Origin of the sequence: Leuconostoc holzapfelii (genome assembly GCF_012396485.1) — a bacterium.
Lineage (GTDB): Bacteria > Bacillota > Bacilli > Lactobacillales > Lactobacillaceae > Leuconostoc > Leuconostoc holzapfelii.
Genome location: NZ_JAAXPO010000001.1, coordinates 95,998 through 121,571, shown reverse-complemented (window position 1 = coordinate 121,571; position 25,574 = coordinate 95,998). Strand labels below are relative to the sequence as shown.

At 45.7% G+C, this 25,574-nt stretch carries 18 protein-coding genes and 1 tRNA gene; 14 read left to right on the top strand and 5 right to left on the bottom strand.

The features are described 5' to 3' along the window. Positions 1-32 precede the first annotated feature (32 nt). The 4 genes from HF966_RS00520 (at position 33) to hpt (ending at position 4,726) form a co-directional block, all read left to right on the top strand. Positions 33-1,697, top strand: a complete 1,665-nt coding sequence (locus HF966_RS00520) for a formate--tetrahydrofolate ligase (protein ID WP_168675716.1) — start codon at positions 33-35, stop codon at positions 1,695-1,697. A gap of 65 nt (positions 1,698-1,762) precedes the next feature. Further along, positions 1,763-2,566 carry an alpha/beta hydrolase gene (locus tag HF966_RS00515; RefSeq protein WP_168675715.1) on the top strand — a complete coding sequence of 268 codons (804 nt, stop codon included), beginning with the start codon at positions 1,763-1,765 and terminating at the stop codon, positions 2,564-2,566. Positions 2,567-2,870: 304 nt separating this feature from the next. Beyond that, positions 2,871-4,166 carry an adenylosuccinate lyase gene (purB, locus tag HF966_RS00510; RefSeq protein ID WP_168675714.1) on the top strand — a complete coding sequence of 432 codons (1,296 nt, stop codon included), beginning with the start codon at positions 2,871-2,873 and terminating at the stop codon, positions 4,164-4,166. After that, positions 4,163-4,726, top strand: coding sequence for a hypoxanthine phosphoribosyltransferase (hpt, locus tag HF966_RS00505; protein ID WP_168675713.1), 564 nt, complete (start codon positions 4,163-4,165; stop codon positions 4,724-4,726). The genes purB and hpt overlap by 4 nt, the downstream gene beginning before the upstream one ends. Positions 4,727-4,737: 11 nt before the next feature. On the opposite strand, the gene fni is transcribed toward hpt, so the two are convergent. From fni to mvaD, 3 genes are read right to left on the bottom strand one after another with little or no spacing between them, the layout of a single operon-like run. Next, on the bottom strand, positions 4,738-5,793 hold the full coding sequence (gene fni, locus HF966_RS00500; protein ID WP_168675712.1) for a type 2 isopentenyl-diphosphate Delta-isomerase: 1,056 nt from the start codon (positions 5,791-5,793) through the stop codon (positions 4,738-4,740). After that, positions 5,786-6,814 (bottom strand): phosphomevalonate kinase, encoded by a 1,029-nt coding sequence (locus tag HF966_RS00495; protein ID WP_168675711.1) that lies wholly within the window; start codon positions 6,812-6,814, stop codon positions 5,786-5,788. Before HF966_RS00495 ends, fni begins: the two co-directional genes overlap by 8 nt. Further along, positions 6,807-7,757: a diphosphomevalonate decarboxylase gene (gene mvaD, locus HF966_RS00490; protein ID WP_168675710.1), complete on the bottom strand. Its 951-nt coding sequence runs from the start codon at positions 7,755-7,757 to the stop codon at positions 6,807-6,809. Before mvaD ends, HF966_RS00495 begins: the two co-directional genes overlap by 8 nt. A 203-nt stretch (positions 7,758-7,960) precedes the next feature. Between mvaD and HF966_RS00485 the strand changes: the two genes are divergently transcribed. From HF966_RS00485 to HF966_RS00470, 4 genes are all read left to right on the top strand, one after another. After that, positions 7,961-9,109 (top strand): AI-2E family transporter, encoded by a 1,149-nt coding sequence (locus tag HF966_RS00485; protein ID WP_168675883.1) that lies wholly within the window; start codon positions 7,961-7,963, stop codon positions 9,107-9,109. Further along, positions 9,106-9,618 (top strand): tRNA (cytidine(34)-2'-O)-methyltransferase, encoded by a 513-nt coding sequence (locus tag HF966_RS00480; protein WP_168675709.1) that lies wholly within the window; start codon positions 9,106-9,108, stop codon positions 9,616-9,618. Before HF966_RS00485 ends, HF966_RS00480 begins: the two co-directional genes overlap by 4 nt. Before the next feature lie 69 nt (positions 9,619-9,687). After that, positions 9,688-9,759 (top strand) — tRNA-Glu (locus HF966_RS00475). Positions 9,760-9,885: 126 nt separating this feature from the next. After that, a complete protein-coding gene (locus HF966_RS00470; RefSeq protein ID WP_168675708.1) occupies positions 9,886-12,282 on the top strand; it encodes an FtsK/SpoIIIE family DNA translocase in 2,397 nt (798 codons plus the stop codon). A 27-nt stretch (positions 12,283-12,309) separates the two neighbouring features. On the opposite strand, the gene HF966_RS00465 is transcribed toward HF966_RS00470, so the two are convergent. Next, the gene (locus tag HF966_RS00465) at positions 12,310-12,801 is read right to left on the bottom strand and encodes a hypothetical protein (RefSeq protein ID WP_168675707.1); all 492 of its coding nucleotides are present in this window, start codon (positions 12,799-12,801) and stop codon (positions 12,310-12,312) included. Between the two features lie 2 nt (positions 12,802-12,803). After that, complete coding sequence (gene ade, locus HF966_RS00460) at positions 12,804-14,459, bottom strand: adenine deaminase (RefSeq protein WP_168675706.1); 1,656 nt, start codon at positions 14,457-14,459, stop codon at positions 12,804-12,806. A gap of 208 nt (positions 14,460-14,667) precedes the next feature. On the opposite strand from ade, the gene glmS reads away from it, so the two are divergent. The 6 genes from glmS (at position 14,668) to HF966_RS00430 (ending at position 25,553) form a co-directional block, all read left to right on the top strand. Then, positions 14,668-16,473, top strand: a complete 1,806-nt coding sequence (gene glmS, locus HF966_RS00455) for a glutamine--fructose-6-phosphate transaminase (isomerizing) (RefSeq protein WP_168675705.1) — start codon at positions 14,668-14,670, stop codon at positions 16,471-16,473. Between the two features lie 109 nt (positions 16,474-16,582). After that, positions 16,583-17,362, top strand: a complete 780-nt coding sequence (gene uppS, locus HF966_RS00450; RefSeq protein WP_168675704.1) for an undecaprenyl pyrophosphate synthase — start codon at positions 16,583-16,585, stop codon at positions 17,360-17,362. A 3-nt stretch (positions 17,363-17,365) separates the two neighbouring features. Beyond that, a complete protein-coding gene (locus HF966_RS00445) occupies positions 17,366-18,160 on the top strand; it encodes a phosphatidate cytidylyltransferase (RefSeq protein WP_168675703.1) in 795 nt (264 codons plus the stop codon). 3 nt (positions 18,161-18,163) lie between these two features. Further along, positions 18,164-19,417 (top strand): RIP metalloprotease RseP, encoded by a 1,254-nt coding sequence (gene rseP, locus HF966_RS00440; protein ID WP_168675702.1) that lies wholly within the window; start codon positions 18,164-18,166, stop codon positions 19,415-19,417. A gap of 53 nt (positions 19,418-19,470) precedes the next feature. Continuing rightward, positions 19,471-21,186 (top strand): proline--tRNA ligase, encoded by a 1,716-nt coding sequence (locus tag HF966_RS00435; protein WP_168675701.1) that lies wholly within the window; start codon positions 19,471-19,473, stop codon positions 21,184-21,186. Positions 21,187-21,239: 53 nt separating this feature from the next. After that, on the top strand, positions 21,240-25,553 hold the full coding sequence (locus HF966_RS00430) for a PolC-type DNA polymerase III (RefSeq protein ID WP_168675700.1): 4,314 nt from the start codon (positions 21,240-21,242) through the stop codon (positions 25,551-25,553). Positions 25,554-25,574 lie beyond the last annotated feature (21 nt).

Sequence of the window (25,574 nt, the reverse complement as noted above, 5' to 3'; positions counted from 1 at the left end):
TTGCTAACCAGACGTTTTGAAGAGAGGAACCTATGCAAACTGATATTGAAATTGCTCAAGCTGCGCAAATCACACCGATTACAGAAATTGCTGCGGCCGCTGGGTTACAACCCCAAGAAATTGAACCCTATGGTTTTGATAAAGCTAAAATCAAGCTTGATGCTTCGGTCGCTCGCAAGCAGACTTTGGGTAAGCTGATTTTAGTGACTTCAATTAATCCAACGCCAGCTGGCGAAGGCAAATCAACGGTCACTGTCGGCCTAGCAGATGCCTTGACTTTAGCTGGTAAAAAAACAATGATTGCTTTGCGCGAGCCTTCACTTGGCCCAGTTATGGGAATGAAAGGTGGTGCTACGGGTGGCGGTATGGCCCAAGTGGTACCCATGGCAGATATCAACCTGCATTTTACTGGTGACTTTCACGCGTTAACGTCAGCGCATGATACCATTGCGGCAGTCTTGGATAACAGTTTACAACAAGGGAATCCATTGCAAATTGATCCGCGTCGGATTATTTGGAAACGGGTACTTGATATTAATGATCGTGCGTTACGACACGTCACAATTGGTCTGGGTGGCCCAACATCAGGGGTCCCACGCGAAGATGGTTTTGACATCACGGTGGCCTCAGAATTGATGGCAATTTTGACCTTATCCACAGATCTAATGGATCTTAAAGCGCGTGTTGCGCGCATTGTTGTCGGGTATACCTACGACAAGCAGCCAGTCACGGTGCAAGATCTTGGCATTGCCGGCGCGATTGCCGTATTACTCAAGGATGCAATCAAACCCAACTTGGTGCAAACCTTAGCCCACACACCGGCTATCATTCATGGCGGGCCGTTTGCTAATATTGCGCAGGGGACCAATTCCATTTTGGCAACGAAAACGGCACTCCAATTAGCTGATTATGCGGTGACGGAAGGTGGATTTGGGGCTGATCTTGGTGGTGAGAAGTTCTTAGATGTGAAAGTGCCACTGCTTGAAAAAACGCCAGATACGATTGTGGTCGTGGCAACCATTCGGGCGTTAAAGCACCACGGTGGTGTCGCTTTAGCTGATTTGGATACGGAAAATCTATCGGCATTGGCGGCTGGTCTGGAAAATTTAGGGCAGCATTTAACAGCCATGGGGCGCTACGGCGTGCCAGTCGTAGTTGCCATCAATCGATTCACAGCAGATACGCCAGCTGAATTGCAGCTGATTAAAGCTTATACTGAGCAATTTGGTGCGACAGCTTACACCACAGAAGTTTGGGCAAAAGGTGGTGCGGGGGCTGAAGCGTTGGCGGCTGCAGTCATTGAATTAGCGGATCAAGAATCAGATTTTACGCCGTTATATCAGCCAACGGACGAAGCAATTGATAAGCTCAATGCGATTGTGACGACAATCTATGGCGGCGCGGGGGTGGAGCTATCACCGACTGCGCAAAAACAACTGGCTGAATTTAAAACGCGCGGTTGGGATAAGTTGCCTATCATCATGGCCAAAACACAATATTCATTTTCGGATGATCCAAAAAAGCTCGGTGCGCCGAAGGATTTTGTCATTCATGTGCGTGAATTTGTTCCAAAATTAGGGGCTGGTTTCTTAGTTGCGTTGACCGGGACGGTGCTCACTATGCCAGGCTTGCCGAAGCATCCGGCAGCATTTGATATGGATATTGATGCTGATGGTAAAATTACTGGTTTATTCTAAACAAAAAAACGTTAACTTGTCGGTTAACGTTTTTTGTGCAATGACACACAGAAAGGTGGATAACAATGGCACGATTGGCAGTAAATTATTACTCACAGGTTTTGGGAATGGACCGGATGATGCAGGTGATTTTGCCTGAATTATCGGATCATATGCCTGCATGGACGGCCGCTGACTTACAAGATATTCCGGTCCTGTACTTGTTACACGGGATGTCGGGCGATCAGGACGTTTGGTCTCGGCGCACAAGTATTGAACGGCTTGTCCGTCAAACACCAATTGCTATTGTCATGCCTTCAACAGATCTTGCATGGTATACCAATACAACTTATGGCATGGCGTATTTGGATGCGTTATTAGATGAGCTGCCTAAAAAGGTGGCAACACTTTTTCCACAAATATCTCAAAAGCGTGAAAAAAACTTTGTGGCCGGACTGTCTATGGGCGGGTACGGGGCCTTTAAAATGGCGTTTAGCAATGATCAATTTAGCTATGCGGCCTCATTGTCAGGTGCGCTAATGGGCGACCCAAACTTTCCTAATCGCACGACGTGGCAAAATGACGCCTATTGGGAAGGAATTTTTGGGGAGATGTCACAAGTATTAGGGTCCAAAAATGACGTCATCACCTTAGCGAAGCAGCAAGTCGCATCACAAAAACACCTACCAAAGTTGTATGCCTGGATCGGTGAACAAGATTATTTATATCAAAATAATTTGACAACGTTACCGCAAATTGCAGCATTGGGCTATGATTTAACGTTTGAAACGAGTCCTGGGACGCATGATTGGTATTATTGGGATAAGCAAATCGAACGGGTCCTAGAATGGTTACCGATTGCCTATCAACCAGAAGAACGGTTAGCATAAAACGTGCTGGGTATACAATATTAGCGTCGAGTTCTGTCACACTGATCGGCACGGCTTGACAAGGCCGCCACTTTTTTCGGGTGGTGAAGGCGACGTGGTGGGCTTTGTTAATGCAACGTTAAGTAAAGCGCTTACATTCTTAACGTTCGTGTCATACAGGTAAAAAGTGGTTATTGTTCGTTTTTAAGGATATAGCGGCGCTGTTTGTGAGATAAAACTCATAAAATAACGAACGCAAGCCACGGTTTTACTGGTACAATTGAATAGAAAGACAGAACATTAATTAAGTAGAGGAATCTTAAACATGATTGAACGTTATTCTCGTCAAGCACTTCGTGATATTTGGTCAATGCAAAACCAATATCAAACTTGGCTCGATGTTGAAATTGCCGTGGATGCCGGTTGGGTTGAAGCCGGACATATTCCAGCAGCGGATTTGGAAAAAATCCGTCAAGACGCAACTTTTGATGTGGATCGGATTGCTGAAATTGAATTGTCAACACGCCATGATGTGGTCGCATTTACACGTAACGTCTCAGAGTCATTAGGTGACGAACGGAAGTGGATTCATTATGGCCTAACATCAACTGACGTGGTTGACACGGCGCAAGCGTTGCGTTTGCGTCAAGCTAACGACATTATTAAAGCAGACTTGCAAGCCTGGCAAGCAGCCATTAAGGATTTGGCCTTGAAATATAAGGACACCGTCATGATGGGCCGTACGCATGGCGTGCATGCTGAACCAACAACATTTGGTTTGAAGATGGCGCGTTTTTATGCCTCAGCAACACGCGCAATTGAACGCTTTGATCGTGTATCAGCTGAAGTTGAAACAGGTAAGTTGTCTGGTGCGGTTGGCACATTTGCCAACGTGCCACCACATGTTGAAGCAGTGGCGATGAAAGAACTTGGCCTAACGCCTCAACCAATCGGTTCACAAGTTTTGCCACGTGATTTGCATGCTGATTACGTGCAAACGATTGCTTTGATCGGCACGCAAATGGAAGAATTAGCTACTGAAATTCGGTCATTGCAACGTTCAGAAATCCATGAAGTTGAAGAAGGCTTTGCCAAGGGGCAAAAGGGTTCTTCAGCAATGCCACATAAGCGCAACCCAATTGGTGATGAAAACATTACAGGTTTGGCCCGCGTATTGCGCGGTTATGCCGTGACAGCACTTGAAAACGTTCCATTGTGGCACGAACGTGATATTTCACATTCATCAGCTGAACGCATTATTTTGGCCGACGCGACAGCAACCTTGGATTATATGCTTGACCGTCAAACAGGCATTTTGAACAACCTTGGGGTATTCCCAGAAACCATGCGTAAAAACATGGATCGCACGTATGGCTTAATCTACTCACAACGCTTGTTGTTGAGCTTGATTGATGCTGGGTTGTCACGTGAACAAGCATATGACACAGTGCAACCATTGACAGCACGCTCATGGGATGAACAATTGATGTTCCGTGATTTGGTCGATGCCGACGAGACAATTACGGCCAACTTGACCAAGGCACAAATTGATGACGCCTTTGATTATCACTATCACTTGCGCCATGTTGATGAAATCTTTAAGAGAGTAGGTTTGGCATGACATCACTCATAAACCATCCAGCGATTAAAACCGTCCTTGCAACAGAGACAGATATTCAAGCCCAGGTACAACGGGTCGCTAACGAATTGACGGCCAAGTTTGTAGACAACGTCAAACGGCCAGTTTTCATTGCAGTCCTCAAGGGTGGCGTGATTTTTGCTACAGATTTGTTGCGTAAGATGCCACTTGATGTCGATTTTGATTTTATTGACGTGAAAAGCTATTCAGGCGCAACTTCAACGGGTCAAGTTAAAGTGGTGCATGATGTCAGCATGGATTTGACAGATCGTGATGTCGTGATTGTTGATGAAATCATTGATTCTGGCCGGACGATGCAATGGTTACAGAATTATTTTGAACTCAAAGGCGCAGCCAGTGTGACCACAGTCGCTTTGGCTGATAAGAAAGCCGCGCGCGTGGTTGACTTTGATGTTGATTACTTTGGTTTAGATGTGCCCGACGAATTCTTAGTGGGATACGGTATGGATTACAATAATTTCTTCCGTAACTTACCTGTGATTGCTATTATTGATTTTGATAAGTTGGATTTAATTAAATGAAAAAGCAACGCTTAGCGCGTTGCTTTTTTTGTTTGTTGGATAAAGTTGTGCAGCATAGGAGAATATAACCTTGGCTTGGCCGACAATTCAGCTGTTTTTTTGGCACCAAGGAGGGTCATGAGACGCGGTAAATCGCGTTGCCATGATTGAATTTCAGTGATTAAACCAGCTTCCCCGTCACGCATGAGTGTATTTAATAGGTAACCGGCACTTGAAGTTAGTGTAGCACCCAGCATGAGACTGGTCACGACATCGTTTGCAGAAGCAATCCCACCAGTGGCAATCAGCGGCAAGTTGTTGTCTGCACTTTGCGCCGCTAACAAACTTTCCACAGTGGAAAGACCATAATTATCGAGGTTAAAAGTTTCTGCCGGTCGGTTACGACGGCGCTCAATCATCGCGAAGTTCGTCCCGTTTGCGCCGCCAACATTAATCGCCGACGGTGCGAGCGCTTGGATTGTTTTAAAAGCCGATTGGCTCATACCAAAACCAACTTCTTTAATGATCACAGGCACCGGTGACTTCGCGATGACTGTGGCGAGATTGTCTAACCAATAAAAGGCACGATCGCCTTCAGACATCACTAACTCCTGGGCGACATTGACGTGTAGTTCAATGGCATTGGCATCAATCATATCAATGGCTTGACGCACGTTTTCAATCGGATGATCGGCCCCGAGATTAGCAATTAAGAAGCCATCAGGATGGTTTTGTCGGGCAATTTGAAAAGTTTTTGCAGCATCAGGTTCTTTTAGTGCGATAGATTGTGAGCCAACCGCCATTGCCAAGCCAGTTTGTTGTGCAACAGCTGCAAGTTGGCCGTTCACACGGCCAGTCAAGGTTGAACCACCAGTCATGGCCTCAATGTAAAATGGCCAGTCAAAGTTGTGCCCAAATAAAGTAACCTGCGTGTTGACATCAGCCACCGCCATTTCAGGGAACGTTTCTGGTAGCCACCGAATATCGTCAAAAGTGGCGCCAACTTGAATATTTTGTTGTTGACGCCATAAATTGACGCCAAGAGAAAGATGCTCATCTTTACGGTGCGCTTGGGCAGATTCACTCATGGTTCACCTCGTTTTCTGGAAAAATAGTCATGGGGATTGTCATTAACCCAGCCGCTTGCCAGTTAGTTATTAATGTGGCGGCATCATCCATCACCACGGCGAAGCCATTGTCGCCATAACCAGCGCCACTAATCTTGCCTGCGTGGTTGCCAAGGTTAGCAAGGAGTTGCGCTAACTTTGGTGTGACGTAGCCAGCAGGTAGCGTAGCTTGTAATAAGGATTGGTTGCGCTGAAGTGCCTTGGCAAAAGTGGGATAGTCGCTTGCCGTGATGGCTGCAATGCTCTCAGCCACACATTTTTGACTTGCGGTTAAGAAACTTGAACTCAGCGTTAAGTTTTGCAATGCTGTTTTGGTGTCCGCAGATTCATGGGTTGCCCCAAGAAGAATACGCCATTGAGCTGGCCAGGCTAATGGTGTGATTTGTAGGTTTGGCCAAGGTTGATCAATCACTGCTGGATTAATCCACGGTTGATCCAGGTCAACTAACTGGGACAAATCAGGACTGTTAAAACTAATGACGCCGCCAAAAGTACTTGCGGCAATGTCACCTAGGGAGCCGTTTTTTTGGACAAAGTAATGGGCCAAACCGGCGAGTTTAAAGCGCGTTAACAACGAGAGATTGAGCGCGTAATGTACATTCAGTGCTGAGACAATGCCGACAACTACCGCAGCAGATGAGCCTAATCCAAGCTTACCCATTGGCCCATTTAACGTGCTGTGGATGGTAAGTTGCACTTGGGTTGTGATTGGCTGGCATTGAAATGCTTGGTAATCTTGGACAATCTTGATCGCCGCTTGGACATAGCGCCAAGCATCCGCACCAATTTGAATGGGTTTGGCAATGTCAAAATGCCAAGGTGTGGGGATGATGTTGGAACGCACAGATGAAGTTGTTGTGGCAGTTGAGATGTCAATCGTCAACCCCATGCTGGTTGCAGCTAAAATAGCAGTGTGTCCAGGCGAAGTAATCGCATACTCGCCGGCTAGGAAAAGTTTGCCAGGAATTGAAAGCTTAGTCATAGTGAATCCCCGCACCGCTTGTGGCAATTTCAAGATGGAGGGCTGGTAGGGCCGCTTGAAGTTGGGCAACGATACCAGGTGCTTGGGCTTGGCTGGTAATGATTTTTACATTAGGCCCAGCATCTAAGGTCGCGTAAGCTAATAACCCTTGTCGTCGCATATCGGCGACTAAGGTTAAGATTTGTGTCGTTTCTGGCGTGAAGTATGTAAATGGGGCATCACGCGCAGTCAAGTTCAAGTCATGCATTGCTAAGGCATTGGCTTCCGCAATGGTACCAATTTTTTCAAGATCACTTGCTTGAATTGCTGCTAACATGTCTTTGAGCTGTACTTTACTATTTTTGACCCAAGTATCGTAGTCAGGTGAGGTAGCGGCGCGACGCATGCCTTCAGTGGAACCCACTTTTTTCGTGTCTGTCGAGACTTCGGCCACAACTAATGCGATGGGCATTGCTGGGGCATTGAGACTTTCGGCAAACGATGAGACATCGTCATGACCTTCATGCCAAATGGCGAAATGGCCATAAAATGAGCGTGAAGCCGACCCAGAACCGCGGCGCGCCAGGCGCGAGAGTTCGGCGAGGCTTAAGTCTAGGCCGAGTTCGCGGGTAACAGCCCCCGTCAATGCAGCAAAGGCTGAAGCCGAAGAAGCCAGGCCAGCGCCAGTGGGGACATGATTTTCTGACGTGACGGTTAGTGGGGCAAAATCACCGAGTTGATCACGCAACATATCTAAGAAATGATGCGTCCGTGTGCTATCAAAAGCCTGGCCGTTGATAATCAGTTCATCTGCTAAAGGATTAACACTGACTGTCGTTTGAGTATAAAACTCATTGAGGGTTAGGGACAGTGAACTTGTCGTTGGCAAATTGAAAATTGGGTCTTTTTTGCCCCAATATTTGATCAAGGCAATATTGGTATGGGCGGTTGCAGTGGTAGTCATAATGGTTCTTTCTATAAAAATTGAGTTACTTTAATATTATCATAAATTAGCTGCTGGCGTATGTGCTGGTCTCTTGAAAGACTATGATTTTCCAACAGAGAGGGCAGGCAAGTATGTTACTATTGTAGTAATGATATTTGTGATATGGTCCGGCAACCAACATGTCACAACAAAAGTTTAAAGTATTGGAGGCATTGATTCAAATGAGGGAACAATCTTGGTATCGTCGTTGGCTGTCTGGCAATAACCTACTCAACGGTTTATTAGTCGTCCTGCTGATCTTACTGATTATTTTTTTGAGTTGGCAAATTCGATTTATTTTTGAACCGGTTCGTGCCTTGTTCACAGCCGTAGGTGCGCCAATCTTGATTGCAGGCGTCTTTTATTATCTCCTCAGCCCACTTGTGAAATGGTTGACACGCCGCACCCGGTTACCGCGACATCTTGCCATTGGTTTGATTCTTATTGCGATGATTGGCTTGGTGGCGGGGTTGGTCACGATTTTGATCCTTGTATTACGTACCCAAGTGATCACCTTTATTGACCACTGGCCAAGTTATTGGCATCACAGTGAGCAGTTTATTAATGAAACATTTAAGTCAAGTCAATTTAAGCCTGTTCGGGAATTCTTGAATCAAACCAACACAGGGATTAATCAAAATGTGATTGACTGGAGCAAAAAATATTTGACGACTGGGGTGGCGGGGATTGGCTCAGTCGCATCAACTTTGACGGCGGTCGGGATTACAGCTGTATCGACGCCTTTTATTCTTTACTACATGTTATTGGATGGGCATAAGTTTTCCGGTTTCATTTCTGAAAAGTTTCCACCAAAGTCGCAACAATCGCTGCGCCAATTGTTAACTGATATTAGTAAGCAAATTGCGCAATATATTCGTGGGCAACTGGGCGTGGGCTTGGCCGTCATGATTATGTTTGGGATCGGGTATACGGTCATTGGGCTGCCATACGGCATTTTACTGGCGATGATGGCTGGCTTTTTCAACATGATTCCTTACGTGGGGTCAATCTTAGCGCAAGTGCCAGTGTTTACAGTGGCCTTGATTGCTGGTGGGCCAAAGCTCGTGATTTTCGCAGTGATTGTGTTAGTGATTGAACAACCGATTGAAGCGCATATTATTGCGCCAAAAATTTTGGGTGATGCCTTGTCTATTCACCCGGTGACTGTTATTGTTGTATTATTAAGTGGCGGCCATATTTTTGGAGTACTTGGTGTGATTTTGGCTGTACCAACTTATGCCGTGGTTAAAGTAATTGTGACGCGAATTTATACCTGGTGGCGCAATAACTCCGCCTTATTTAAAGAAGAAATGGAAGAATTAAAGCAATGACAAATCATATTGTGTTATTTGAACCGGTGATGCCGGCCAACACAGGAAATATTGCCAGAACAACAGCGGGGACAGATGCGATTTTGCACTTGATTGAACCGTTAGGCTTTGAGTTAGATGATAAGCACGTCAAGCGTGCAGGATTGGATTACTGGGAACATGTTCAATTGGTTAAGCATGATAGTTTGCCAGACTTCTTAGCAACCCTTCATGAGACAGATCATCTCTATTTGGTTTCAAAGTTTGCCAATTATGATTACACACAACGTGATTATGCAGCGACGGATGGGGATCATTACTTCTTGTTTGGTAAAGAGACGACTGGTTTGCCGGAAGTCTTCATGCGACAAAATCCTGAAAAAGCCATTCGTATTCCACAAGATGACACCCATATTCGTTCTTTGAACTTGTCAAATACGGTCGCCATTGTGTTGTATGAAGCCTTGCGCCAACAAAGTTTCCCCAATTTGGAGACAACACACACCTATGAACAGGATAAATTGAAATAAAGTGTTGACAATGGTCAAAAATCTTGCTATTCTAATATAGTTGTTTCAGCAATGAAACGCATTGACCATGGCTCGTTGGTCAAGTGGCTAAGACGCTGCCCTTTCACGGCGGAATCGAGAGTTCGATTCTCTCACGAGCTATATCAAGTCGCAACTTCGGTTGCGGCTTTTTATGTTGACAAGCAAATCACAAAAAGCGAACACCAGTTTGTTTTGATTTCATGATAAAATAAGAGACATAGTGATCAGATTTAGAGGGTATTGATTTTGGCAACACGTAAAACGCCGCCACGCAGGCGGACAACTGCATCAACTCGAAAGAAAAGCATGAACGCCGTAATTGGCAAAAATGTGGCGTTGCTTTTAAGCATCTTTTTAGGTGTGATGGGGAGTTTAAAGCTCGGCTTATTAGGCGCATATGTGGCGGATGTTTTTCGACTGGGTTTTGGTAATCTTTACTTAGGCATCATTGTGCCGCTCACATTGCTCATGGGATATGCACTGATTTATAAGCGGCTGCCTCAAATTGCCCGGCATTTTTGGATTGGGGCGCTCATGGCGTATGTGGCGCTCTTGACCTTGTCATCCTTATTGTTTTTTACCTATACGGTTAAAAATAGTAACGGTTATGTGCCAACGGTGATCAAAATTATTGGGCAAGACTTTGCCAATAAAGCGGCCAATACACCAGTTGGTGGTGGCGTGATTGGCGCCTTTTTATACCAAGGTTGTTTTACGTTAGTGGCTAATATTGGGACGTGGTTATTAGGGCTCATCTTATTATTCAGTGGTGTGATTATCTTCTTTAGAATTCCGGCGCGCGATTTGACGCAAAAAGGCATTGAAAAAGCGCAAAATGGCGTGGCGTACGTCCAAGAACAGCGGGCTAGCATGCCACCGCGTGAACCGCTCTTTAAGCGTCGAGATCGGCCCAAAAAGAGCATTACGGACTTTGGGGATGATCCATTGGGTGTGAAGTCAAACCAGTCAGCACCAACGGATCCGGGTGTCACACCAGTTGCGACCCCAGCCGCTGAGTTTGTTGAACCAGAAATCAAATGGCAGGGGCCAGTCGCACCCGTTGAAGCACCGACACCGGCGCCAACTGCCGTGCCACCTCAATCAGCAAGTGACCCATTGACAACTTCTGAGGTCAGTGATGATGAACCATTGGCATTGTCAACAGCCGCTTCAGGTCCGGATAATCCTGATTATGAGCTGCCGACAGCTGATTTGTTAACCAAAGTGTCCCCAACTGACCAGACAAAGGAATTCCAAAGTTTGTCGGAAAAGTCACGGTTAGTCCATGATACGCTCTCAAGTTTTGGAGTTGAAGCTGAAGTGACGAGTGTGTCACTTGGGCCAACTGTGACGCAATATGAATTAAAGCCTGGACAAGGGGTCAAGGTGAATCGCATTGCCAACTTGGCCGATGACTTAGCTTTGGCATTAGCGGCCAAGTCGATTCGTATCGAGGCGCCAATTCCTGGTAAGCCTTATGTCGGGATTGAAGTGCCAAATGACACACAAGCCACTGTTGGCTTCCGCGATATGATCGAACAGGCACCAAAAGATGATGCTCACCCGCTCAATGTCCCTTTGGGGCGTGATGTGACGGGCAATATCATTATGGCCAATTTGGCTGACATGCCGCATTTGCTGATTGCCGGGTCAACTGGTTCGGGTAAGTCGGTTGGGTTAAATGGGATTATCATTTCAATTTTGCTCAAAGCTAAGCCAAATGAAGTGAAACTAATGATGGTGGATCCAAAGGTGGTTGAGTTGTCCATTTATAACGGGATTCCGCATTTGTTGACGCCGGTGGTGTCTGATCCCAGAAAAGCGGCGCGTTCATTGCAAAAAGTTGTTGATGAAATGGAAAACCGTTATAAATTGCTCGCGCAATTTGGTAAGCGCAATATCGGCGAATATAATGCCGCGGTTGACCAACAAAATGCGACAGCCAAGGAAACAGGCGCTTCAGTCATGCAAAAGATGCCTTATATTGTCGCAATCGTCGATGAGTTTGCCGATTTAATGAGCACGGTTGGTTCTGAAATTGAAGTCTCAATTGCCCGTCTGGGCGCCAAGGCGCGTGCGGCCGGCATTCACATGATTTTGGCAACCCAGCGGCCGGATGTGAAAGTCATTAATGGGACGATTAAAAGTAATATTCCAGGCCGAATTGCCTTTAGAACGGCCTCCGGCATTGATTCCCGTACGATTCTAGATGCGAATGGGGCGGAAAAATTGTTGGGCCGTGGCGATATGATTTTTGCACCACCGGGTAAGCCGACCCAGCGTGTGCAAGGCGCCTTTATTAGCAACACCGATGTGACGAATGTCGTGTCCTTTGTTAAGGCACAACAGGAAGTCCAGTATTCCGAAGCTATGACGGTAACCGATGAAGAAATTGCCCAAGATACGGGTGAGGGTGGCGGTGCAGGGAATAGTGAAGATGAGTTGTTCCAGGAGGCACTGCAGTTCATTATTGAACAGCAAAAAGCCTCGACTTCATTACTGCAACGGCGGTTCCGCATTGGCTATAACCGGGCAGCACGTTTAATTGATGATTTAGAAGCAGGTGGGTATATCGGCCCATCAGACGGCTCCAAGCCGCGCCAAGTTAATATTAGTGATGGTAGTTCTGGTGTAGAGCATTAAAAAAGATCGACGTAAGTCGATCTTTTTTTAGTCGTTAAATAGTGGTTTGATTTGTGCTTGGAACTGGCCGTCTGGGTCATTGACAAAACTAGCATAAGCTTGCCAGTAGTGATCAGACAAGATTGCGGGTTCGGCAATACTGTCTGGAATGTAGGCGCGAGGAATTTGCCCATTAGCCGTGCGCGGGCCATCATATGCTTTGGAAAAGTCCTGTAATTTCTTTTCGATCACGAATGCTTGCGGCCCAAACCAGTTAATTGGTTCACGATGAATCAGTTGATCATCGGTATCAAATATCCCGGTCTGTTCGGGAACAGCAAAGGGATGGACTAAAGCGACTAAGGTTGGTTGATGGTTTTCCAGGTAAATAATGCCACCCGCCATTTCTGTGGGTAGATTGGGCTGATTGTGTTGCTTTGTTGCCAGGAGCAGCAGACCAGTCTCTGCAAGCGCTATTTCACCGGTTTGTCCGAGGAAGATTTTTAATAATTGTTCGGGTTGAATACTATAGGTTTTCATGGTTAATCCTGAATGGCAATAAATGAGAAGCGATTAAAGTCAAATAAGCCTTGATCCGTTATTTTTAGGCTTGGAATGACGGGCAATGCCATGAAGGAAAGGGTCAAAAACGGATCAAATGGAATATCGCTGATTTCAGCAAAAGCCGCTTGGAGTTTTTGATCATTGGCAATCACGGTTTGATACGGTGCTTCAGACATCAACCCACCAATTGCTAAGGGGAGTGTGGTGACTTGACCGTTATGCACCACCACTTCGCCACCCCCTATTTCGCGCAGCGTATTGGCTGCCAAAATCATATCATCATCATTGGTGCCGGCAATAATAACGTTATGGGAATCATGGGCTATGGTTGAAGCGATAGCCCCGTTTTTCAAGTTGAAGCCCTTAATGATGCCGACGCCGTGGCCAAGATGATGATAACGTTCAGCGACCACAATTTTGGCGTAGGTGCCATCAGCCACGAACTGCCCATCAACAACTGGCACGTTTTCAATGAGATGCGTGGTGGTGATGTGATGGGGCATGATCCCAATGACGTGTGCTGGTTTTTCTGGGTCCAAAGGCAGGGCCAAATCAGCCGTTGTTAAGTTAAAATTGAGGGACTGATTAGCAAGTGGCATCACCGTGGTTTCGGCTTCGTTATACCATTGGCCATTCACCATGACTTTTTGTGCAGTAAAATCTGCTAATTGATCGATGATGACAAGATCAGCCACGAAGCCATCAGTTAGTGCGCCAACATCTGAAAGGCGTTGGGCTTTTGCTGCGTTATAACTACCGATAGTAAAAGCCATCGCTGGGGACATCCCGTTTTGAATGGCTAGGCGAACATTGAAGTCAATTGAGCCTTCGCGTTGCAAATCATTGGCTGTTTTATCATCTGTTGCAAAGGCGAAGTGTGATTGGTTGGCGGGCGTTATTCCAGGTAAAATCGCTAATTCATCGCGCTCAACTGTCCCTTCACGTACAAAAACAGAAAAACCGGCGTTCAGACGCTCGAGTGCTTGCTTGGCGTTTTCACTTTCGTGATCGGTGTCAATCCCGTACTTACGATAAATGGCGAGCTGTTCGCGTGACAAACCAGAGGCATGACCATCAACATGTTTACCGGCTGCTTGTGCATCGCGAATTTTTTGGTGCATGTCGTTGTCTTCGTTAAATACCGCAGGAAAGTCCATGACTTCAGCTAGACCATTAACTTCAGGGACGCTGTAAAATGGTTTAAGCGCATCGGCGTGTAAGGTTGCGCCAGCATGTTCAAACGGCGTCGCGGGCACAGAAGAGGGCAACATATAATGAATATGAAGTGGTGACTGACGGGCTTCTTCTAGCATATATTGAATGCCAGAGACGCCGGAAACACTGGCGATTTCATGTGGATCGGCAAAAATCCGCGTCACGCCCCGGGGAATGACCAGCTTGCCAAATTCACTGGGTGCTAAGAGTGAACTTTCAATATGGACATGGGCATCAATGAGGCCGGGGACAATATATTGGCCTTTTGCATCGTAAGTTTGTGCTGCTTGGAGATCTGAGCGTTGCCCCCGATAAATAATTTTTTGGTCATCAATCCAGAGTTCAGTGTCGTCAAATGTTAAGTTGAAGACATCTAATATTTTGGCGTTAATAATATGCCAGGACACAGTTTTTGCCACGATAAAACTCGCTTTCAATTTTTTAATAGTTTACCACAAAAGTGGGGTCATGCCGATTGGAATATTTTTATTACAGCATAAAACGCACTAATAATTTACAACTAGACCAATTTATGAAATGCGTTGACAAACTAAATTTGATGCTTTAGAATAGTGGATGTTAGGTTAATATTTTATATTGACCAATTTAAAAAAGAGGGTAAAAAATATGTGCGGAATTGTCGGTTATACTGGTGTGAATCAAGTACTACCAAACTTGTTAAAAGGGTTGGAGAAGCTTGAATATCGTGGCTATGATTCAGCCGGTGTATACGTGAGCAATGGGGCTGCTGGCGATTACTTGGTACGTGAGCAGGGTCGCGTTGCCAAACTAGAAGCAGCAACAAAAGATAAGGGGATTGCGGGAACTGCTGGAATTGCTCATACTCGTTGGGCAACGCACGGTGGTGTTTCTGTTGAAAATGCGCACCCACACATGTCAGAAGATGGCCGTTTTTACTTGGTCCACAATGGCGTGATTGAAAATTATGATGAACTCCGTGAAAAGTACTTGCAAGGCGTGAAGTTGCACTCGCAAACGGATACGGAAATTGCGGTGCAATTGATTGATAAGTTCTCAAAAGAAAACAACCTATCAACTTTTGATGCTTTCCGCCAAATGATTAGCTTGTTAGACGAAAATTCAGCCTACGGCTTTTTGTTGATGGATCGCGAAACACCAGACTTGATGTACACAGCTAAGAAGAAGTCACCCTTGTTGATTGGTGTTTCTAAGGAAGCAAATGTTGTCACATCAGATGCTGCAGCAATGCTTGACGTAACACATGACTTCATTGAATTGATGGATGGCGAGATTGCGATTGTTGACAAGCAAAAAGTGACTTTGTTTAATGCCGAAGGACAAGAAATAACACGTGAACCTTTCCATATTGATATTGATGCTTCTGAAACAGACAAGGGTGTTTATCCTTACTACATGTTAAAAGAAGTTGATGAACAAGCTGTTGTGGCGCGGACATTGTCACAATATTATTTTGACGATGACAACCGTATTCAAAATATTGATCCAGCGATTGTTACTGCCATTCAAGCGGCAGACCGTATTTACATTGTGGCCGCTGGGACGTCGTATCATGCTGGTTTGGTGGGTAGGCGTTACTTTGAACAATGGACTGGAAAGCCAACGGAAGTCCACATTGCCTCAGAATTTGCTTATGACCAACCTTTGTTGAGTGAGAAACCATTCTTCATTTTCTTGAGTCAATCAGGTGAAACAGCCGACTCACGTGAAGTATTAGACAATGTGATTAAGCAAGGCTACCACTCATTAACCATTGCCAATGTGATGAACTCAACATTAACGCGCGAAGCCGACTTTGCCTTGCCATTGTTAGCTGGTCCAGAAATCGCGGTGGCCTCAACGAAGGCTTACACGGCCCAAATCATCGTTGAAGCGATTTTGGCTCATGCGGTAGGTGAAAGTGGTCTGGATTTGAAGCATGAATTAGCCAAAGTTGCTGTTGAAATGCAAGTGATTATCGACCAAAAGGATGACTTTAAGGCTATTGCTGAATCAGCCTTGCGTCATCGTCGCTCTGCCTTTTACATCGGCCGTGGCCTCGATGCTGCTGTTGCGGTTGAAGCCGCTTTGAAGTTAAAAGAAATTTCTTACGTGCAAACCGAAGGTTTTGCTGCTGGCGAATTAAAGCACGGCACGATTTCATTGATTGAAGAAGGCACACCGGTCTTTGCCTTGTTGACGCAAGCCAAAACTGCTGGTCTAGTCCGCGGTGAAATTGCGCAAGTTGCTGCGCGTGGGGCTAATGCCGTTGTGATTGCAAGCAAGTCATTAGCTAAGCCAGGGGATGCCTATGTTTTGCCAGATGTAAATGAATTATTGATGCCGCTCTTGGCAGTGATTCCGGCACAATTGATTGCTTATTATGCGACCCTTGACCGGGGCTTGGATGTTGATCGTCCACGCAACTTAGCAAAGTCAGTGACCGTTCAGTAAAAAGTATCGTGATAAGAATTTTCTTATCACGTTTTTTTGTGCAGAGCCGTGACATCTGGTAAAATAAACTAGATACCATTGCGCTGTCGCGCATGAAGGAGGGGGCGTCTTGGCGCTTTTTAAAACGAAAACAAATCCTAAAGTTGTACCTGCACAACTTAAAATCCCAGAGCACATTGCGATTATTATGGATGGCAATGGCCGATGGGCAAAAAAACGGATGATGCCGCGTATTGCAGGGCATAAGACGGGGATGAACACCGTCAAACGCATCACCACGGCAGCCAGCGATCTGGGGGTCAAGGTACTCACACTTTATGCTTTTTCAACTGAAAATTGGTCTCGTCCAAATGACGAAGTCAGTTTTTTAATGCAGTTACCGATTGATTTTTTCAATGACTTTGTACCGGACTTGATTAAAAATAATATCCGAGTGCAAGTTATGGGCAACATTGCCCAGTTACCAGATGGCACCCAACAAGCAGTGCAACGTGCCATCGACCAAACAGCTGGTGGCACTGGCATGATTTTGAACTTTGCATTGAATTATGGCGGCCAAATTGAAATTGTTGCCGCAGCTAAACAATTGGCCCAACAGGTTGCTGATGGCACCCTGATGGTTGATGAGATTACACCAGAAAACTTCTCTGCTGCATTACAAACCCATGCCTTAGGCGACTTATCAGCGCCAGATTTGATGATTCGCACATCGGGTGAATTACGATTGAGTAATTTTATGCCTTATCAAGCAGCTTATTCAGAACTTTATTTTACTGATGTTTTGTGGCCAGATTACTCGGCCGATGATTTGCTTGAGGCTATTGCGTCGTTCACCAAGCGAGATCGACGGTTTGGTGGTTTGAACGAAAAGTATGAAAGTGAGTCTTAAGACATGAAAACACGTGTCATTACGGCCGTTGTGGCCTTGATTGTATTTGTTCCATTATTGATTATTGGTGGGTTACCACTACTCTTGTTGACACTTGCGATGGGAATTGTGGGGATGAGTGAAGTGCTCCGTATGAAGCATCGTTTCTTAGTTTCAGCTGAGGCGATGATTGCTTTTTTGGGTGTGATTGCACTGATTTTGCCCAATAGCTTTTGGCAAGATGTGCCAGTTGTTCAAAGTGCCCATGTGGTGTTTTACATCTTAGCATTCTTGATGCTGCTAAATACGATTATTGTGCGTAATCATTTTAACTTTGATGACGCAGGTGCTTTGACGTTAGCGATGCTTTATGTCGGCACGGGCTTTCATTATTTCTTTAAAGCCGACAGTACGGGCCTTGCCACGGTGATGTTTGGGATGCTGATTGTTTGGATTACGGATTCGGGGGCTTATATGGTGGGGCGTGCAATTGGGCAACACAAGCTTGCGCCAAAAATTAGCCCTAATAAAACCTGGGAAGGCTCAATTGGTGGGAGTGTTGTTGCCATCGTCGTTGTGCCGGCCTTGTACACCGTGTGCCATTGGTTGCCAGGATACAACTTTGTTGAATTACTCGCCTTTACCGTGTTGTTGTCGATTGCAGGGCAATTGGGTGATTTGATTGAATCAGGTTTCAAACGACACTATGGCGTGAAAGATTCAGGGAATATTTTACCTGGCCATGGCGGCATTCTGGATCGTTTTGACTCCATGTTGATTGTGATGCCATTAATGTCCATTTTAGGCATGTTAGGATAAATTATGAATTTGACAGCCATCATTGCTTTTATATTCGTTTTTGGGGTCTTGGTGACCGTTCATGAATTTGGCCATTTTATTGCGGCGAAAAAAACAGGCGTCCGGGTGCGTGAATTTGCGATTGGTATGGGACCTAAATTACTGCATTGGCGCCGTAACCATACCACCTACACCATTCGCATTTTACCGGTGGGTGGTTATGTGCGTATGGCTGGCATGGATGAAACCCCTGATTTAGATGCAGGGCAACGTGTGCGTTTGGTTTTTGATGCCCAAGGCGTCGTATCAACGATTGATACCCAAATTGACGGACCTGGCGCAGGCGTCCCGTTTCAAATTGATTCATTTGATTTAAATGACGCCTTGACGTTAACTGGCTATCGTGAAGATGAGCCAACGTTAACAACGGTGCAGGTTGATCATGGTGCTACGATTATTGATCAACAAGGCATTGCCTTATTGATTGCCCCTCGAGATACTTGGGTGCAAAGTGCCAAAGTATATCAACGGGCAATCATTAATATTGCCGGACCGGTGATGAACTTTGTTTTGGCGCTGATTGTCTTTTGTCTATTGGGCTTTTTGCAACCACAAGTGACGTTAAATGAACCGATTGTGGGGACGGTTGAATCAGGTATGCCAGCTCAGCAAGCTGGGTTACGCGCAAATGACCACATTCAAGCGGTCAATGGCCAAACGATGCGGTCTTGGGATCAATTGGCCACAACAATTAGTGGCTCAGCAGGCAACAAGCTCTCATTGTCTGTGAAACGACAGGGTCAGACCAAAACCATTAAATTAACACCAAAGCAGGTGAAGGTTGATGGGACAACGACCCATTTGGTCGGTATCACACCAAAAACCTATACGGACTTTGGTGCACGGTTAAAATATGGTATATTAGCAACTGGCAGCACGACCCAGCGCATTTGGTATGCTATCACCCACCTATTTAGTGGTGGGTTTAGTCTCAATAAGCTTGGCGGTCCAGTATCAATTGCCAAAACGACATCAACAGTTGCAAAAGCTGGCTTTTTAAACGTATTGGTCTATATGGCAATGTTGTCCATCAATCTGGGGATGATGAACTTAATTCCAATTCCAGCATTGGATGGCGGCAAATTGTTGCTCAATTTAATTGAAGCCATTTGGCGTCGACCTTTACCAGAAAATATCGAAAATGCTGTGACTGTGGCAGGCGCCGCCTTTATGGTTGTGCTCATGGTTGCAGTCACAATCAATGATTTACTAAGATAATGACATGGCGCTTGGCGCCGTACATATTGCAAAAAGGAAAAACGAGGATTCTCATGAAACAGTCTAAATTACTGATGCCAACATTACGTGAAGTACCAGCTGATGCCGAGGTGAAAAGTCACCAGCTGCTTTTAAAAGCTGGGTTTATTCGACCAGTCGCTGCGGGTATGTTCGCCTATTTGCCATTGGCACAACGGGTGTTAAACAAAATTGAAGCCATTATTCGGGAAGAAATGGATCGCATTGATGCCAATGAAATGTTAGTGCCTGAAATTTTACCAGCTGAGTTATGGGAAAAGTCTGGCCGATATGAAACTTATGGTCCGGCACTTTATAAATTTAAAAATCGACAAGCCCGTGACTTCATCTTGGGACCAACCCATGAAGAGACGTTTACGCAGTTGATGGCTGACGATATTAAGTCTTATAAAAAGTTACCGTTGGTGGTTTACCAACTTCAGTCAAAGTTCCGCGATGAAAATCGCCCACGTTTTGGTTTGTTGCGAACACGCGAATTTATCATGAAAGATGCGTATTCATTTAGTGCAGACCAAGCAGGTTTGGATAAAGCCTATCATGACATGGAAGCCGCTTATGTGAATATCTTTGATCGCATTGGCTTATCATATCGTGCCATTGTTGGTGATGCAGGCGCCATGGGTGGTTCTGATTCAAAAGAATTTTCAGCGCCTGCTGCGGCCGGTGAAGATATTATTGCTTATTCTGATGCCTCTGATTATGCAGCGAACCTTGAAATGGCGAAGGATTTTTATGAACGTCAAGCGTCATCAGTAGCGGCATTGCCACTTGAAAAAATTGCAACACCAAATGAAAAGACAATTGATGAATTGTCACAATTATTGTCAGTACCAACATCAGAATTGGCAAAAACAATCACGTTTATTGCTGATGGTGAATTAGTGGCTGTCGTGACGACGGGTGATTTTGAAGTCAATGATGTGAAAGTACAAAACTTTTTGCAAGCTGACAGCTTAGAACTAGCTGATGAAGCACAAGTTCGTGAACTAATTGGCGCCGGCTTTGGCTCATTAGGCCCAGTGAATTTGCCAGAAAACGTCCGTTTGCTGGTTGATGAACGTGCGGCTGATTTGGTGAACTTTGCTGCTGGTGCCAATGAAGATGGGCAACATTTGCTCAACATTAATTGGGGACGCGATGTTGATTTGGCGCCTGAAAATGTCGCTGATTTTCGTACTGCCCGCGAAGGCGACATAGCCGTTGACGGTAAAGGGCACTTGGTCTTTACCAAGGGGATTGAAATTGGCCACATTTTCAAATTGGGGACGCGTTACTCAAAGACAATGGGCGCACAAATTCTTGATGAAAATGGGCGTCAAATTGATATGATTATGGGGTCATACGGTATTGGTGTGTCACGTTTGTTGAGTGCGATTTCGGAACAAATGGCTGACGATGATGGCTTGGTTTGGCCAGCTAGTGTTGCACCATTTGACGTGCATTTGGTACCCGTGAACTTAAAAGATGATGAGCAAGCACGTGTGACAGAACAGTTGGAAACAGCCTTGAAGGCTCAGGGGCTAGATGTGTTAGTTGATGACCGGAAGGAACGTGCAGGCGTTAAGTTTGCCGATGCAGATTTGATTGGCTTGCCAATCCGAATCACTGTCGGTAAAAAAGCCGCTGAAGACGTCGTTGAAGTGAAAGTCCGTGCTAGCAATACGAATATTGAAATGCGTGTCAGCGAAGTTGTTGACTCAGTTTCAGTCTTGCTAAATGGTGATAAATAAAGACAAAAGACCGACTCGTTTCGGTTTTTTTAATCAAGAAATAAGGGGGCGACATGGCAATATCTCAAGAAGAACAACTGCAACATCTGATGGCTCAAGTTCAGCTAGCCGATGACGTGAAAGCTTTTTTTGCTGGCGGTCGCTTAGCGCAAGTCGTTGTTTCAAAACAAGCCAAAACGTGGACTTTTCATGTTGAATTGCATGATATTTTACCAGTGCATGTGTTTTTGCAGTTCCGACAGCAATTAAAGGCTGCCTTTACCATTATCGCGCAGACTCACCTCGTGATTCAAACACCGCTTCAGGCCATCGATGAGCGCCAAGTGAACGATTACTGGCATATTGCGTTGGCCGATTCCACCCTTAATCATGCGGCGAGTCAACAATTAACCAGTAATACCATGTTGCGGCCAATTGGGGCGCAACATTTTGGTGTTGCAGTTGGCGCACAACTCTTATACAATGCGCTCACAGCCGAGGCATTGCAATCCATTGCTTCGGCCTATCAAACCTATGGCTTTCCTGAATTAATGCTAACCCCGCAGCAGGACGACGCCTTAGCACAACAGATTGAAGAAAGCGTGGCGATGCACCACGCCAAAGCCCATGAGGATTTGCAAAAGGCGATTCAAGCCACTGAACAGGCTAAGCCCAAAACTTCAGCCGAAGGGGTACCGTTAACACTCGGCCGAAAAATCGCCGCTGATGCTGAAATTACGCGCTTAGATACCATTGAAGGCGAAGAAAATCGGGTGGTTGTTGAAGGGTATATTTTTGCCAATGAAGTACGTGAGTTGCGTTCGGGCCGTAAATTGATGACCATCAAAGTGACGGATTATTCAAGTGCGATTGCAGCCAAAAAGTTTTCCAATAATGAGATCGATGAAGCGGTGTTTGACGGGTTAAAAACCGGGCTGTGGGTTCGGATGTCTGGTAATGTGCAAGAAGACACCTATGCCCGCGAACTAGTCTTAAATATTTATGATTTACAAGTCATTACGCATGAAAACCGCGCTGAAACGTATCAAGGGGATAAAAAGCATATTGAGTTGCATGTGCATACCAACATGTCAACAATGGACGCAGTGACGGATTACGCCGCGGTAGCAAAACTCGCTAAAAGTTGGGGACAAACGGCGCTTGGTGTCATGGACACAGCCAACGTGCAAGGTTTTCCAGAAGCTGTGGCTGCCGGCAAGAAAAATGATCTCAAAATGATTTATGGGATGGAAGCCAATCTCGTTGAAGATGGTGAACCCATTGCGTTTAACTTGGCAGATGTCCCATTACTTGGACCAGAGACAACCTTTGTCGCTTTCGATTTGGAAACCACGGGGCTATCGGCCGTCACGGATAAAATCATTGAATTATCTGCGGTTAAAATGCAGCTGGGCAACGTGGTGGACCAATTCTCAGAATACATCAACCCAGGTTTTCCTTTGTCAGAATTTACGACTGAACTGACCTCAATTACCGATTCAATGGTTGCCAATGCCGATCCGGAAGTTGATGTCATTCAACGCTTCCGGGATTGGGTTGGCGATGCGGTGCTGATTGGGCATAACGTGACCTTTGATATTGGCTTTATGAATGCGGCGTATGCGCGTTATCAAAAACCGGCCATCAGTAATCCAGTGATTGATACCTTGCCATTTACCCGTTGGCTTTACCCTGATTACAAATCTTACCGACTTGGCACGATTGCCAAGCGCTTTAATATTAATCTTGAACAAGCACACCGGGCTATTTTTGATTCGGAAACGACGGGGCATATTGCTTGGCGTCTGATGAAAGAGGCTAAAGAACGCTATGATCTGACCACCCATCAACAGCTCAATGACCATATGACAGAAGGCAAGGCGTGGCAACACGGCCGACCCGTTCATGCCACTTTGTTGGTGAAAAACGCAGTTGGTTTAAAGCATCTGTATGAATTAGTGTCTCGGTCAAACCTTGAATTCTTTGCGCGCGTGCCACGCATTCCCCGTTCTGTTTTGGAACAACACCGTGACGGTTTGTTAGTGGGAACGGGGGACACGGGGGGTGATGTGATTGTCACATTGATTGAAAAGGGTTATGACGCCGCGTTAGAAAAGGCCGCGTATTATGACTTTATTGAAATACAACCCACGGCCAATTATGCGCCGATGATCGAATCGAGCTTGATTGCCGATACTAATAAATTACACGATATTTTGCGGGATATGGTGGCCATTGGGGATGAATTGGACAAGCCAGTTGTGGTCACGGGTGATATTAAATATACGAATCCTGAAGACCGCATTTACCGGCAAATCTTAATTGCTACCCAGCCGGGTAATCCAAAAAATCGGACAGCTTTGCCAGCACTCTACTTTAAAACGACGCAAGAATTACTAGATGATTACGCGTTTTTGGGTGAGGAACTGGCGAAAAAGGTTGTGATTGATAATACGCATCTGATTGCGGATCGTTTAGAGACGGTTGCACCGCTAAAAAGTGGTTCGTACCCGCCAAACATTCCCACCGCAGGTGAGGAATTAACCCAGCGGACACTGGAAACGGCCAAAAAATGGTACGGCGATCCGGTGCCTGATGTCATTCAAGCACGCATTGACCAAGAATTAAAAGCCATTATTGGCAACGGCTTTGCGCCGCACTACATGATTGCCCAACGCTTGGTTGAAAAGTCGAACAAAGATGGCTATCTGGTTGGCTCACGTGGTTCGGTTGGCTCATCATTTGTGGCAACGATGTCTGGGATTACGGAAGTTAATCCGTTTGCGCCGCATTACCGCAGTGCGCATGGGGATTATTTTGAACTCGCTGATCCAAAAATCTATGAATCGGGTTACGATTTACCAGATAAACCTGATCCCAATCATCCGGGTGAAATGTTAATCGGTGATGGCCAGAACATTCCTTTTGAAACCTTCATGGGCTTCAAAGGGGACAAGGTGCCCGATATCGATTTGAACTTTTCAGGAGATTACCAGCCAATTGCCCACAATTACATGAAAGTTTTGTTCGGCGAACACAATGTCTACCGCGCTGGCACGATTGCGACCGTGGCTGAAAAAACAGCATTTGGTTATGTCAAAGGTTTTGAACGCGATCATGATAAGCATTATCGCGGTACCGAAGTGGAACGCTTGGCTCAAGGGATTACTGGGGTCAAGCGTACGACTGGGCAACATCCGGGTGGGATTTTGATTGTGCCCCGGGAATATGATGTCTATGATTTCACGCCGGTTCAATACCCAGCCGATGATCAAAAATCACTTTGGCAAACCACGCACATGGATTATCATTCGATTCACGATAATTTGTTGAAAATGGATATTTTGGGTCATGATGATCCAACCATGGTGCGAACGTTAAAGGATATGTCGGGGATTGATCCGCAATCCATTCCAGTCAATGACCCGGGTGTCTTGAGTTTGTTTACCTCACCCAAAGCGTTAGGCGTGACGCCAGAACAGATTTTTTCAAAAACTGGCACGCTTGGCTTGCCGGAATTTGGGACCAACTTTGTGCGGGGGATGCTGGAAGAAACGCAACCACACAATTATTCTGAATTACTGCAAATTTCTGGTTTGTCCCACGGCACGGATGTGTGGTTAGGGAATGCCAATGAATTAATTGAAAATGGCACCGCAACGATTGGGACCGTGATTGGAACCCGTGATAAGATCATGACGGATTTGATTAACTGGGGCTTTCCGGCCGCAGATGCCTTTAACGTGATGGAAAAAGTGCGTAAAGGGAAAGGCATTACAGATGAATATCAGGCCCAATTACGTGAAGCAAAGATTCCAGAATGGTATATCCAATCGATGCTTAAAATCAAGTATATGTTCCCACGTGCCCACGCGGCGGCCTATGTTTTGATGGCCTTGCGGATTGCTTATTTTAAAGTCTATTTCCCAACGATTTATTATGCGACGTACTTCTCAGTGCGCGCAGACCAATTTGATATTGTGGCGATGAGCCGCGGAAAAAATGCCACTAAAGAAGCCTTAAAGCGGCTGCGGGCGCTGGGAAATGATGCCACGGTTGGTGACAAAAATCTTTTGACGGTGCTGGAAATGGCTAACGAAGCCTTGGAACGTGGCATCACGTTCTCAATGGTTGACTTGTACAAGTCAGAAGCCAGCGAGTGGGTCATTGATGGCGACACGTTAATTCCGCCGTTTTCAGCGGTGCCAAGTTTGGGAGATAACGTGGCCAAGCAGATTATTGTGGCGCGACAAGAAAAGCCATTTTTAAGTAAGGAAGATTTGAAAAAGCGCGGCAAGGTGTCGCAAACTGTCATTGATTATTTGACGAAAAATTCAGTCTTAGACGGGATGCCGGATGAAAATCAATTGAGCTTATTTGATTTTTAACGACTAGAATAACGGAGCGTG

What these genes read in the sequence shown, in the direction of transcription:
- HF966_RS00520 (WP_168675716.1), top strand. Translation starts at nt 33, where the DNA reads ATGCAAACTGATATTGAAATTGCTCAAGCTGCGCAAATCACACCGATT.
- HF966_RS00515 (WP_168675715.1), top strand. Translation starts at nt 1,763, where the DNA reads ATGGCACGATTGGCAGTAAATTATTACTCACAGGTTTTGGGAATGGAC.
- purB (WP_168675714.1), top strand. Translation starts at nt 2,871, where the DNA reads ATGATTGAACGTTATTCTCGTCAAGCACTTCGTGATATTTGGTCAATG.
- hpt (WP_168675713.1), top strand. Translation starts at nt 4,163, where the DNA reads ATGACATCACTCATAAACCATCCAGCGATTAAAACCGTCCTTGCAACA.
- fni (WP_168675712.1), bottom strand. Translation starts at nt 5,793, where the DNA reads ATGAGTGAATCTGCCCAAGCGCACCGTAAAGATGAGCATCTTTCTCTT.
- HF966_RS00495 (WP_168675711.1), bottom strand. Translation starts at nt 6,814, where the DNA reads ATGACTAAGCTTTCAATTCCTGGCAAACTTTTCCTAGCCGGCGAGTAT.
- mvaD (WP_168675710.1), bottom strand. Translation starts at nt 7,757, where the DNA reads ATGACTACCACTGCAACCGCCCATACCAATATTGCCTTGATCAAATAT.
- HF966_RS00485 (WP_168675883.1), top strand. Translation starts at nt 7,961, where the DNA reads ATGAGGGAACAATCTTGGTATCGTCGTTGGCTGTCTGGCAATAACCTA.
- HF966_RS00480 (WP_168675709.1), top strand. Translation starts at nt 9,106, where the DNA reads ATGACAAATCATATTGTGTTATTTGAACCGGTGATGCCGGCCAACACA.
- HF966_RS00465 (WP_168675707.1), bottom strand. Translation starts at nt 12,801, where the DNA reads ATGAAAACCTATAGTATTCAACCCGAACAATTATTAAAAATCTTCCTC.
- glmS (WP_168675705.1), top strand. Translation starts at nt 14,668, where the DNA reads ATGTGCGGAATTGTCGGTTATACTGGTGTGAATCAAGTACTACCAAAC.
- HF966_RS00445 (WP_168675703.1), top strand. Translation starts at nt 17,366, where the DNA reads ATGAAAACACGTGTCATTACGGCCGTTGTGGCCTTGATTGTATTTGTT.
- rseP (WP_168675702.1), top strand. Translation starts at nt 18,164, where the DNA reads ATGAATTTGACAGCCATCATTGCTTTTATATTCGTTTTTGGGGTCTTG.
- HF966_RS00435 (WP_168675701.1), top strand. Translation starts at nt 19,471, where the DNA reads ATGAAACAGTCTAAATTACTGATGCCAACATTACGTGAAGTACCAGCT.
- HF966_RS00430 (WP_168675700.1), top strand. Translation starts at nt 21,240, where the DNA reads ATGGCAATATCTCAAGAAGAACAACTGCAACATCTGATGGCTCAAGTT.